This is a genomic window from Flectobacillus longus (assembly GCF_030056705.1).
Taxonomy (GTDB): domain Bacteria; phylum Bacteroidota; class Bacteroidia; order Cytophagales; family Spirosomataceae; genus Flectobacillus; species Flectobacillus longus.
On the sequence record NZ_JASHIC010000015.1, the window covers coordinates 52,553 to 65,893 of the forward strand.

The 13,341-nt window shown below is 37.0% G+C and carries 8 protein-coding genes; 5 read left to right on the forward strand and 3 right to left on the reverse strand.

The annotated features are described in order from the left end of the window. Positions 1-184 precede the first annotated feature (184 nt). Together pyrE and QM491_RS12395 are read left to right on the forward strand one after the other, a co-directional pair. A complete protein-coding gene (pyrE, locus tag QM491_RS12390; RefSeq protein ID WP_283327806.1) occupies positions 185-823 on the forward strand; it encodes an orotate phosphoribosyltransferase in 639 nt (212 codons plus the stop codon). Positions 824-1,237: 414 nt separating this feature from the next. Further along, positions 1,238-3,040 carry a histidine kinase dimerization/phosphoacceptor domain -containing protein gene (locus tag QM491_RS12395; RefSeq protein WP_283327807.1) on the forward strand — a complete coding sequence of 601 codons (1,803 nt, stop codon included), beginning with the start codon at positions 1,238-1,240 and terminating at the stop codon, positions 3,038-3,040. Here QM491_RS12395 and dprA read toward each other — a convergent pair. Beyond that, complete coding sequence (dprA, locus tag QM491_RS12400) at positions 3,037-4,146, reverse strand: DNA-processing protein DprA (protein WP_283327808.1); 1,110 nt, start codon at positions 4,144-4,146, stop codon at positions 3,037-3,039. The two genes, QM491_RS12395 and dprA, sit on opposite strands and share 4 nt — an antisense overlap. 85 nt (positions 4,147-4,231) lie before the next feature. Next, a complete protein-coding gene (locus QM491_RS12405; protein ID WP_283327809.1) occupies positions 4,232-4,582 on the reverse strand; it encodes a MerR family transcriptional regulator in 351 nt (116 codons plus the stop codon). 361 nt (positions 4,583-4,943) lie between these two features. Here QM491_RS12405 and alaS point away from each other — a divergent pair, with 361 nt between their 5' ends. Further along, complete coding sequence (gene alaS / locus QM491_RS12410; protein WP_283327810.1) at positions 4,944-7,580, forward strand: alanine--tRNA ligase; 2,637 nt, start codon at positions 4,944-4,946, stop codon at positions 7,578-7,580. 153 nt (positions 7,581-7,733) lie between these two features. After that, positions 7,734-8,735 (forward strand): aminodeoxychorismate synthase component I, encoded by a 1,002-nt coding sequence (locus QM491_RS12415; protein ID WP_283327811.1) that lies wholly within the window; start codon positions 7,734-7,736, stop codon positions 8,733-8,735. A gap of 151 nt (positions 8,736-8,886) precedes the next feature. Here QM491_RS12415 and QM491_RS12420 read toward each other — a convergent pair whose 3' ends face one another. Next, positions 8,887-10,011, reverse strand: coding sequence for a vWA domain-containing protein (locus QM491_RS12420; protein ID WP_283327812.1), 1,125 nt, complete (start codon positions 10,009-10,011; stop codon positions 8,887-8,889). Between the two features lie 616 nt (positions 10,012-10,627). On the opposite strand from QM491_RS12420, the gene QM491_RS12425 reads away from it, so the two are divergent. Then, positions 10,628-13,165 carry a TonB-dependent receptor gene (locus QM491_RS12425; protein ID WP_283327813.1) on the forward strand — a complete coding sequence of 846 codons (2,538 nt, stop codon included), beginning with the start codon at positions 10,628-10,630 and terminating at the stop codon, positions 13,163-13,165. Positions 13,166-13,341 lie beyond the last annotated feature (176 nt).

Consider the following 13,341-nt stretch of genomic DNA (forward strand, 5'->3'; position numbering starts at 1 on the left):
AGTTGAGCCACCTATATTGTTGCATTGTAAAAGCAAAATTACATTTTTGTTAGTAAAACATGCCCGACTCTTCCTATTTTTGCATAAAAGTTGAAATTCGGCAACCAAATTTGCCTTCTTTGCTTGAATACAATCTCAAAACAGACAAAGAAATCTCATCGCCCTATACAAATTCAGTAATCCAATGACACAAGCAACACTTGCACAAACTGTAGCCTCGATGCTACTGGACGTAAAAGCCGTAAGATTAAGCCCAGATAAGCCTTTCAAATGGGCTTCAGGTTGGAATTCTCCCATTTATTGTGATAACCGTATTACCCTTTCTCATGCAAAGGTACGTACTGCGATTCGTGACGGCTTGGCTGCTGCTGTAAAAGCATATTGGCCCGATGTTGATATTATTGCAGGTGTAGCTACAGCAGGTATTGCTCAAGGTGCTTTGGTAGCTGATTTCTTAGACTTACCTTTCTGTTATGTGCGTCCTGAACCTAAAAAACATGGAATGGGCAATCAAATTGAAGGCGAAATCAAAGCTGGACAGAAAGTAGTACTAGTAGAGGATTTAGTGTCTACTGGTGGTAGCTCGTTAAAAGCTGCTGAAGCTTTGCGCGAAGCAGGTGCCAATGTATTGGGTATGGTTGCTATTTTTACCTATGGTTTTAATATAGCAAGCCAAAACTTTGCAGAAAAAGGTTTGAAATTCTATACATTAAGCGACTACGAAACCTTGTTAGAGGAAGCTAAAAAGAAAAATTATGTTACAGAAAGCCAGATGATTACGCTTCAAGAGTGGCGTCATGATCCTGCTAGCTGGAGCATATAATTCAGCTAAGTTCAGTTTTTAGCCAGTTTAAATAAAAAGGCTGATAAGTTGTGTAAACAAATCGGCCTTTTTATTGTATTATTGATAGTGCAATCACTCCCCATCTTTTACAAATTTTATCTATAGTATTATAGACCTTCTGCGCCATTGAAGAGTTTGTGTACCTTTATTGCTTCCATAATTCACTACAGATAAAAATACTGTAGTTTAAATTTATATATCTTCATCAAGCACCGTTGAAAAAATAAATAGGTTTCAAAAAATCAGAAATCTATTATCGGATTGTGTTTCCACATTCCAAAGAATACTATTATGCAAATAAGTCTCGTATGAACCTAAACAGTGTTGATGCCATAGTTAGCATTAGCATGGAGTAAAATTTAAAAACATCATAAAGCTGACACACATTTCACCATGAATCGTATAAAATTATTATTTGCTTGCTTATCACTATCATTCCTTTTGAACAATGCTATAGCACAAAATTTAGAAAGTGCTCGCGAAAAATGGAACAAGTTACCTGCAAATGAAAAAAGAGCCTCAGCCATATATCAATTTACTAAGGAAGGCAATCTCGAAGATCAAGTAAAGCGTGACTTATTACAAGAGGCAATAAATCTCATTCCAGAAAACTCTGCCGATACCTTAGTGGGTCATTTGTACTATAAGCTAGGGCAAATCAATTATGGGCTGGAGGATTATGTAAAGTCGTTAGAGAATTTCAATACAGCACTTCATAGATTCCAAGTCCAAAAGGATCTCTATTGGGTGGCAACGACCTATATTCAATTAGGTAATGTTTTTGAACGTCAAAATAGATTAGATGAGGCAGAACGAATGTATGTATTGACTCAAAAAATTGGAAAGGATTTACATAATGACAAACTCATTGCTTATTCATACAATAGTTTAAGTATTATTTACGACAAAAGAGGTCAATCTCAAAAAGCCTTGGATTTGAGTCTCATAGGTTTAAAATATATTAAGTCTGCCAAGATGTCGGATGATTATCTTTCTGGATTAGTTAATATTGGCATACACTACAAAAACTTAGGGCAATTTGATAAAGCAATTCAGATGTATGAAGAAGCTTTAAGTCTTGAAATAACTCAAAAAGATGTTTTTAGTTTAGCTGCCGTTTACATAAATCTTGCATGGGCTTACAATGGCAAAAAAGCCTACAAAGAAGGTATTAGTTCAGCGTTGAAGGGGATTGAATATGCCAATAACATTCCTGAACGAAAATACTTTCAAGCAGATGCCTATGACGTTTTGGCAAAACTTTATGAAGGTGAAAAAAAATGGGATAAAGCCTATTTAGCCTACAAAAACCATGTCGCTCTCAATGATAGTATCACCAATCTAGAAATCAAGTCGAAAGTGGTTGAACTAGAAGAACGCAATAAAACGATCGAAAAAGAAACACAGATAAAGGAGCTAAACTACCAAAATAAAAATAAACAGAATATCATTTTTTTCGGGCTTGTCTTAATTGCCGTATTGGTCATTGCAGGTTTTTTACTTATTCGAAAAAATAGAATTATTTATCAAAATAACGATTTGTTGACAAGCCAAAATGCGAAAATTCAAGAGCAGTCAGACAAACTAGTATTAATGATGAAAGAGCTTCATCACCGTGTTAAAAATAATTTGTCAATCGTGGCAAGTCTACTCAACCTTCAAACGTACGGGCTTACCGACCAAGATGCTATAAAAGCAGTACAAACAGGTCAAAAAAGAGTAGAGGCTATGTCTTTGATTCACCAAAAATTATATCAGACAAGCCATACTACAGCGTTGAATATCAAGGAGTACATTATCGATTTGGTTGAAAATATTATGGAAAGTTATGGATATTCTCGCCAGAATTTCAATCTGTTATTAGATATAGAACAAACTGAAATTGATGTCGATTTGGCTATTCCTATCGGGTTGATTTTGAATGAATTAGTTACAAATTCATTCAAGTATGCTTACCAGCAAGTTCCCAATCCTACTTTAGAAATCAAATTTAAAACAGAAGGTGGTATCTATTTAAAAGTAAAAGACAATGGTGCTGGTATCGATATGGACAAATGGAATAGTAAAGGTCGTCGTTCTTTTGGAAAGCAACTCATTGTGTCATTGAGCAAGCAAGTGTCGGGACAATACAAAGTTGAAAATGATGGCGGTGCTGTTTTTGAACTTGCCATTGTCCCAAATCAAGAGGCAGCTTAGGCCAAACAAAACTTTTTCCCTGGTAATGCTTTTACCAATCCTTGAAACTCTAAATATAAAAGAAGAGAAGCCAAACGGGCCATTACAATTTGAGATTGCCAACTAATCTCATCAATTTGTAATGGCCCTTTTTGGTGAAGTAACGCCAAAATTTGACTTTCCTCGGTACTTAATCCAGAAAAATCAATTGCCTTTGCCAAGGACGCATTCGTTTGCACCAAATCCCAATTCAAGGACTCTACAATGTCTTCTACCTGCGTATAAATCTGGGCTTTATTTTTTCTGATAAGCAAATTACAACCTTCCGAATGGCTCTTGCCGAGCTGTCCTGGCACAGCAAATACATCACGGTGATAATTATTAGCAAACTCCGCAGTAATGAGTGCTCCACCTTTGATGGCAGCTTCTACCACAATCGTAGCATCGGACATACCTGCAATGATTCGATTTCTTCGAGGGAAATATGGTGCTTCGGGAATAACTCCAAAAGGGTGTTCGGACATAACACCGCCTAACTGTTGCATCTGTAATGCGGTTTGTCTGTGTTGAAGAGGGTACACCTTATCAATACCATTGGCCATAACACCAATGGTTGGGATTTGATGTTGTACACTAGCCTTGTGTGCGCAGATATCAACACCATACGCCAATCCACTTATACACACGCAGTTGAAAGTTTTGAGTTGTGCAACAATCTGCTCTGTCACAATACGCCCATAGTCGGTCATTTGTCGAGTACCCACGATAGCGATGCTTCTTTGATGGTTTAATACCTCTGAATTACCTTTATAATACAAAATACAGGGAGCATCATACAAGGATTTTAATCTTTGTGGGTAATTAGCATCTAAATAGAAAAGTATATGTACTTTTTCTTTATCTGCTTGATTCACAATAGTTTCTGCTTGTTTGAGTACTTTTTGCTGGACAATATTTTGAGCAAGTATTTCTCCGATGTTTGGAATTTTGAGAAGTTTGGCTTTGGGGGCTTTGAATACATTTTCAGCAGAGCCACAATAACTCACCAGCTGTTTGATTAAAATGTCTCCAATTTTTGGAATAAGTGATAAACCTACTTGATATACCTTTTCTGAGGTAAATTGCATAATGATGGTATAGAAAAAGATTAAATAACTCGAACCGAGTTTTCAAGTGTAGATTTTAAGATGTGTTTGTGGTACTTCAATAAAACTATAACGAACTATCATCTCCTTGATCAAGAGAATCTCTTACTTTTTTAAGAAAATCACGTAAGCCTACCAAAGTATCTACTACTTCTTGGTTGGCATTTTTGCGTGCCCGTTTTTTTTCTAGAGCATTTTTTGCTCCTTCAATTGTATGGCCTTCTTCTTCGATTAAGACAAAAATTTCTCGAATTTGCTTTATATCATCTGGTGTGTATTTTCTATCCCCAGCTCGATCTCGCTTGGGATTTATTGTAGGAAAGTGATCTTGCCAATAACGTAATTTTGAAATATTTACGTTAAACATGCCTGCAACTTCCGATATGGAATAGTAACGTTTAGTAAGATTCTGCTGCATAATATTCAAAAATCGAGAGAAACCTAGGACATTATACTCTAAATAGTATGTGTTCTCCCAATCCAAAGTAAAAATTTTATCACAAAACTATGAGGGTGTTAGTTTTTAGTTGATAGCTAAGTGTTTGATAATTAGCTTTTAATAATGGCATTGGGTACTAAAATGCAATAATCAGCTAAAATGATTTTTCAACATTATCGTTCTTGAGCCTGAAAACAACTAATTTTGCAAAAAAATGATTTTAAGCAAAGATAAAATTTTTATCGAAAAATCAGGAATCTATTTAGTACAAAAAAATATTTAGTGTTTTGAATGACATTTGTCAGTCATTTTTGCCCTAAACATAACCATATAATTACCAATGACTTCCAGAGAAATTAGAAAACAGTTCTTGGACTTTTTTGCATCGAAAGGTCACTTAATTGTTCCTTCAGCTCCATTAGTAGCCAAAAATGACCCAACCTTGATGTTCAATAACTCGGGTATGGCTCAGTTCAAAGATTTTTTCTTAGGTAACGGAACTCCGCCTTCAAAGCGTATTGCCGATACCCAAAAATGTTTGAGAGTTTCAGGAAAACACAATGACCTTGAGGATGTAGGCTTTGACACATACCACCATACCATGTTTGAGATGTTGGGCAACTGGTCATTTGGCGACTATTTCAAAAAAGAAGCCTTGGCTTGGTCATGGGAGTTATTGACTGGCGTGTATAAGCTACCCAAAGACCGTATCTATGTTTCTGTATTTCAAGGTGATGAAAAAGATGGCGTGCCATTTGACCAAGAAGCATGGGATATTTGGAAGGCTATCGTTGGAGAAGAACGTATTATTCTAGGAAATAAAAAAGATAACTTCTGGGAAATGGGCGAGACTGGTCCGTGTGGTCCATGTTCAGAAATCCATATCGATTTACGTGATGCTGAAGAGGTTGCATTGACCCCAGGAAAAGAATTAGTAAATGCAGACCATCCTCAGGTTGTAGAAATCTGGAACAACGTATTCATGCAGTTTGAGCGTATGGCTGATGGCTCATTGGTGCCACTTCCATCAAAACACGTGGATACAGGGATGGGTTTTGAGCGTTTGTGTATGGCTATCCAAGGCAAACAATCGAACTACGACACCGACGTTTTCCAAGGTACGATCAAACTTATTGCTGACAAAGCTGGTAAAGTGTATGGTCAAGACAAATGGACAGATATTTCGCTTCGTGTTATTGCTGACCACATTCGTGCTATTGCGTTTGCAATTGCCGATGGTCAATTACCTTCAAACAACAAGGCGGGTTATGTGATTCGTCGTATTTTGCGTCGTGCAGTGCGTTATGGATATACCTATTTAGGATTCCGTGAGCCGTTTTTGCACTCGATTGTACCTTTGTTGTCAGAACAATTCGACGGTGTTTTCCCAGAATTGATTTCTCAACAAGATTTCGTAGCAAAAGTTATTTTGGAAGAAGAAAACTCTTTCTTGCGTACCCTTGAGAATGGATTGAAATTATTAGACAAAATCACGGTTGATTTGAAAGCTAATAATCAAACAGTGATCAATGGTGAGCAAGTATTTGAGTTGAATGATACCTTCGGTTTCCCTGTTGACTTGACAGCCCTAATCGCTCGTGAAAATGGTTTGTCAATCGACGAAGAAGGATACAAAGCTGCCCTTCAAGCACAAAAAGAGCGTTCACGCAAGGATGCTTCAACTTCTGCTGAAGACTGGGTGATTTTACAAGAAGTAGACAAAATCGAATTTGTCGGTTATGATGAATTCGAAACGGTTTCTTCTGTTGTGAAATACCAAAAAGTTCAAAACAAACAAGGCACGCAATATAAAGTGGTGTTAGACAAAACGCCTTTCTATGCCGAATCAGGTGGTCAGGTAGGAGATAAAGGTACTATTAGTTTTGGTGGAGTTGCGATTGAAGTAGTAGATACCAAAAAAGAAAACGATCTTATTGTTCATTTCATTAGCGACAAGCGTTTTGAGTCTTTGGTTTCTGACGAACCAGTAAAAGCAAGTATCGATTTAGCACGTAGAAAGTTGACTAACAACAACCACACATCTACGCACTTGATGCAGGCTGCGCTTAAGCAAGTCTTGGGTAGTCACGTAAACCAAAAAGGTTCATTAGTAAATAATGAAATTTTACGTTTTGACTTCTCTCACTTCCAGAAAGTTACCGATGAGGAAATTGCTCAGGTTGAGGAGATTGTAAACCAAAAAATCCGTGAGAATATTCCTTTGGTAGAAGAACGCAACGTTCCTATTTCTGAAGCAACTTCTCGTGGTGCTATGGCATTGTTTGGTGAAAAATATGGCGATTTTGTTCGTGTGATTACTTTTGATAAAAACTATTCGGTCGAACTTTGTGGAGGTACACACGTACCAGCAACAGGTAATATCGGTTTGTTTAAGATCATCACTGAAACATCTGTCGCTACTGGTGTTCGTCGTATTGAAGCGGTTACCTCAGAAAAAGCATTCGAAATTCTTCGTGAGCAAGAGGCTATTCTTGACCAATTGAATCAATTGTTGAAAGCGCCAAAAGACCTAGTAAAAGCAGTGGCTTCGTTGTTAGAAGAGAAAAATGCTTTGGCGAAGAAAATCGAAGTATTTGAACAAGAAAAACTTCAAGCAACTAAAGAACGTTTGTTGAATAAAATCGTTTCTTATGGTAGCATTAACGCTATTACTGAAGTTGTTGAAGTTGGTTCAGCAGATGCTTTGAAACAATTAGCTTATGAATTAAAAGCAAAAGTTGGTGATTTGTATTGCGTATTAGGTGCTGAAATCGCTGGAAAACCTCAGTTGGCAGTTATGATTGCCGATAATCTGGTAGCAGACAAAGGCTTAAATGCAGGACAAATTATTCGTGAATTGGCCAAAGAAGTGAAAGGTGGAGGCGGTGGTCAACCATTCTTTGCAACAGCAGGTGGTTCGGACGTAAGTGGTTTGGCAAAAGCGATAGAAAAAGGTAAAACTTTTGTGAACGCATAAGCTTTTTTAGGAATAAGAATATTTCACACCCCTCAAGAAACTTTCTTGAGGGGTGATTTTTTTACAAGAAAAGGGAGAAAAGAATTGATTTTTTGTGTTTTGATTCAAATGATTCTTTAATTCCTTATTTTTCTTCATCATTCATTCTCAATCATGAGTTATAAAAAATATTCACTTCCTCCAGCCGCTTTGGTTGCTATTGAGCGAATGAATCAGTTTGGTCAATCTCAAAAGCCTTTCTTCTTTGTGATTGATTATCTGATGCAAAAGCCTTTGGTTATCCCTTTGGAGGAGGTTGCACAGCACCAAATATTCTACAAAATTGGAGATAAAACGAATTATCACTTTAAGCATAAAACCGTAGAAAGCACGGAGTCGGTTTTTCAAAAATACCCCATAAGTTTTGAAGAGTATCAACAATCATTTACGCTTGTACAAAACCACTTGAATCGAGGAAATAGTTTTTTGATAAACTTAACCAAACCAACACCTATTCAAGTGAATCTATCCTTGAGAGAGATATTTGAACGAAGTGAAGCTACTTACCAATTATTATTCAAAAATCAGTTTGTTTTATTTTCGCCCGAAACTTTTGTTCAAATCAAGTCAGGAGTCATCTCTGCGCATCCAATGAAAGGTACTATTTCTGCCAATGTTCCTGATGCAGAAACGACTATTTTGGAGGATAAAAAGGAATTGGCCGAACATGCTACCATTGTGGATTTAATCAGAAATGATATAAGTATGGTAGCCGAAAAAGTGTGGGTAGAGCGATTTAGGTATATCGACAGGGTCACTACCAACGAAGGAGATTTGTTACAAGTGAGCTCTGAAATTTGTGGAGAATTGCCAGATAATTATGCTCAAAAAATAGGTACTTTACTCTTTAAAATGCTTCCTGCTGGGTCTATCACGGGGGCGCCCAAACCACAAACTTTAGAGATTATCAAAGAGGCTGAAGGTTATGATAGAGGATATTATACTGGTGTTTTTGGCATATTTGATGGACAAAATTTAGATAGTTCGGTGATGATTCGCTTTATTGAAAATACGTCGCAAGGAATGCTTTTTAAAAGCGGAGGAGGAATTACCGTTTTTGCGAATGCCGAATCTGAATATCAAGAATTAATAGATAAAGTCTATTTGTCAAAATAGTTTTTTTTGATAATCGTAACTGTACAATATGAGTCATCCCAAATTGAGTGAGTTGTGATTGAGTGCATGAGTGATTATTTTAAAATATCTATTAAAAATAATCACTCATGCACTCAATCACTAAATTAGAGTTTCTAAAAACGCGTAATTATCAAATCATTTTCCACAATTGCTTTAGGCTTTCGAGATTATGGACAGGAGCAAAATGGTTGATATAAGGCATAGCCGCTTGCATACCCACGGTGTTTGCTTGAAAGTTAGGATTTCCTGCTAGCGGATTCAACCATAAGATTTTATGTGCCTGTTTGTGAAGTGTTTCCATCGCATCGCTTAATATTTCAGGGTTTCCCGTTTCCCAACCATCAGAGAGAATAATGACAACGGTTTGATTGTTGACGTATCTTTTCCCAAAATCTTGGTTAAATTGTGCCAAAGACTGTCCAATCTTGGTGCCACCTGACCAGATATTGATTTTTTCTGAAAAATTCGCTTTCACTTCATTGAAATGATTAGTGTTTAGTTCATTTGTAATTCTTGCGATTTGGGTACTAAAAATAAAGGTTTCAATTTTTTGATATACTTTTTGAAAAGCATACATAAACTGAATAAAAAAAGCTGAGTACAAATCCATCGACTTGCTTACATCGCAAAGTAATACCAATTTTAGACGATTTTTTTTAGGCTTTCTGAATGCCAATTCTATCAACTCGCCACCACTGCGCATATTTTTTCGGATAGTTCTTGAAAAATGAAATTGTTTTCTGGCTCTTGTTGCCTGTTCGCGCCTTGCAATCGCTCTTGCAAGGGTGCGTGAGAGTGTTTGAATACTTGTCATCATTTCGGCAATCTCATCAGAAGGGATATTAGCAAAGTTTTTCTGCCCAAAGCTTTCGTTAGGACTATAAGCCGCCATTTGTTCCTCTTTGTTTTGTCGGTTGCCATTGAGCCAAGATTTTAGGGAGTTGAAAGCTTGCTCCTCACTCTTGATGGGGCGATTTGACTTACTTTTCCCATCTTTGATTTTGGAATCTAGTGCTTTTTCAAGCTCTTTCCAATAATCTTCAAACAGACGATTGAATACCTCTAATTGTTGGACTTTTTTGACAAGTGTTATTGCTAAGGCCGTTTGAAAATCGAGCCTGTTTTGGTATGAAATATATGCTAACGCTTCCAAAGCAGTGGTTTCGTCTTGCACACTGATAGAAAAACCATGTTCTCTGAGAAATCTACAAAATGTGACTATGTTTTCTGAAAGGGAGGTTTTTCTGTGTATCATCGTTGTGGAGTTTTATAGGGATAAATTAACAGAAATTTTCAGAAATTAATACGTTAATGGGCAAAATCAAATTGATTTTACCCGCTCTAGGCAATATGCCCTAAGCTGAAAGTTCAAAAGTACTTTTAATGAAATCATGAATACATTTTTACCAAATGCCTACAGCTCATAGATATGAGCCAAAGTGTTTATTAGGATTTTTAAGAAACCAATTTTTTCATCAGCTCTGTAGGAAAGACTTCAATATTTTAGCTTTGTGTCGCACCTACGGCGCTTTTACATTTGCTACTCACAAATCCCTTTTCTGAAGTGAAAGAGACGATATGACATTTTTTAGAATTATTGATGATTTGCATCTAATTTGTTTTCTATATTTGTAAAGAATAATCGGTCTTCAAAGGCTTTTTTTGATATTCGCTATTTTTCTAAAGATATAACGATTGCATTTAAAGAATCACAACAAATACGTATTAGTTCAATAAGCTGTAAAAACTAGGCGAAAAGTCTTCATTATTTTATATGAAACGTTTTTCAACTTTCAGCCTACTGTATAAAACTTAAGACCTAATACAGGTAAAATTAATTTTCATCGAAATATTCTATAAACTATAACGATATGAAAAAACTGATTACTGTAATTAGTTTATTGCCTTTTTATCAAACATTTTCTCAAACCACAAAAGATACCACCACTCATCTTTCGGAAGTGGTAGTAACAGCCTCCCGTTTGCCATTGTCTATCATGAAATCGCCTGTAAGCATCGAGTTATTGGATGCTCGTGCGATAAAATCGTCTCCTGCACCGAGCTATTTTGAGGCAATCGAAAACCTGAAGGGTGTACAATTGCTTACCTCCAGTTTGGGATTTAAGGTTTATAATACTCGCGGATTTGCTAATCCGACCAATGTGCGATTTGTGCAATTGGTAGACGGTGCTGACAATCAAGCGCCCCATATTGGCGCACCGATTGGTAGTGCATTAGCGCCTACCGATTTGGACATTGACCGTGTAGAGCTTATCCCAGGAACGGCTTCGGCACTGTATGGGATGAATGCCTTGAATGGCATGGTGCAAATTTTATCCAAAAATCCATTTGAACATCAAGGTTTTTCTTTCCAACAAAAAACTGGGGTTAATCATTTGGGCGATGCCAATGCTGCTGTACAACTTTTTACCGAAACCTCTCTACGTTGGGCAAAGGCTTGGAATAATCAATGGGCGGTAAAACTAAATCTCAATTATCTGAAAGGAAACGACTGGATTTCGGATAATAACCAAGATTTGAATCCCAATGGTAATGCTTCACTGGGCTTGCTTGGCTCAGACAATCCTGCTTATGATGGCATTAATGCTTATGGTAACGAATCGTCTAACCGTCAGACTTTAACACTTGGAGGCAAGCGCTATTCTGTTGCCCGCACTGGATATACAGAGAAGGATATCGCTGATTTTTCTATCCAAAACCTCAAGGCTGATTTGTCACTTGCCTTCAAACCTAGTGCCAATTCTGAATTGGATTATACCTTCCGAATGGGGTATCTCAATAATATTTATCAACGTACCAATCGTTTTAGATTAGATAATTATTGGGTCTCTCAGCATATTCTGAACTTCAAAAACAAGTCTCTGATTCTTCGTGGTTATATGACGACTGAAAATACGGGAGATTCCTTTAACATTCGTTCGATGGCCGAAAATATCGACCGTACTTTTAAAACAGATACGCAATGGTTTAAGGATTTTAGTACTGCTTTTTTGGCAAGTACGCAAGCAGGTATCACTGCCACTCAGGCATTGAAGGATGCAAGAGTAAAAGCCGATGCAGGTCGCCCACAACCGCATACAGCTGAGTTTGATGCCTTGATTAAAAAATTAGGAGACATCAATAACTGGGATGTTGGCGCTGCCTTGCGTGTAAAGTCATGGATGTATCATGCCGAAGGACAATACAATCTGACAGAGGAGGCATTAGCTTCTTGGAAAGAAAAATACGGAATCAATATATTGTCTGGTTTTGATTACCGTATGTATCAGGTATATCCTGATGGCAACTATTTTATTAACCCTGTAGAACCTGGGAAAGATTTGACCTATTACAAATATGGTGCTTTTACGCAAGTGACCAAGTCATTGCTCGATAACAAATTACAGGTTAATCTAAGCATTCGTGCTGATAAAAACCAGTATTTTGACTGGCAATGGAATCCAAGATTAGCGATGGTATTTTCTCCAATAGATGACCAAAATTTTCGCGTTTCATTCCAAAATGGATACCGCTTTCCAAGCTTATTTGAAGCCTTTTCAAATGTCAATAGCGGCGGTGTCAAGCGAGTGGGTGGATTGCCAGTAATGTCAAAGGGTATTTTCGAAAATTCTTATTATAAAACCTCTATAGATGCTTTCCAATCTGCGGTAACGAGTGACGTAAACACGAAGGGATTAACGGTGGCACAGGCCATTGAAAAGAATAAAGGGCTAGTTCAAAAAAATGATTACACTTATCTCAAGCCCGAAAGAGTCAATAGTTTTGAAATAGGATATAAGGGTCAATTTTTAGATAAAAAACTCTTTATTGATGCAGATTTTTATTACAATGTTTACCAAAACTTCATGGCTCAGGTAGAAGTGTCTACGATAAAATCGGGCTTTACAAATGGTGATTCTTTGGCATATTATCTCAACGACCGAACCAAGCAAGACCGTTATCGTTTATGGACTAACTCTAAAAGTAAGGTTTATAACTACGGCGCAAGTGTTGGTGCACGCTATCAGTTTTACAAAAGCTTTGTGATCAATAGTAATGTATCTTATGCCAAATTGGATAGGAAAGAAACCAATGACGGCTTGGAGGAGGCGTTTAACACACCACAATGGATTTTGAACGTGGGGCTTTCGAATCGTAACCTTGGTAATGGCTGGGGCATGGCTTTCAATTACAAATGGCAAGATGCCTTTGTTTGGCAATCGGCATTAGCAACAGGCACGGTTCCTGCTTATAGTACACTCGATGGCCAAGTAAGTTATGAACTCAAAAGTCAGCCCATTGAGTTGAAATTAGGTGCAACCAATTTGCTTAATCAATATTATTACAACTTTTTGGCAGGCCCAAGCGTCGGAGGTTTTTATTATTTGAGTGCTACTTTAAAGCTGTAGAAATAGAATTCAGAAATTTATTTCCAATCGATAGTTAATAGTGAATTTAGGCTGGTTGAAACTTTCGATCAGCCTAATTTGATTTTTATTGGTATATTAGGGTATTCAAATGAATCAATAGAAGAAAATTTAAAGCAATACCACATTAGTACACAATTTGTATTGCCCTATTTATT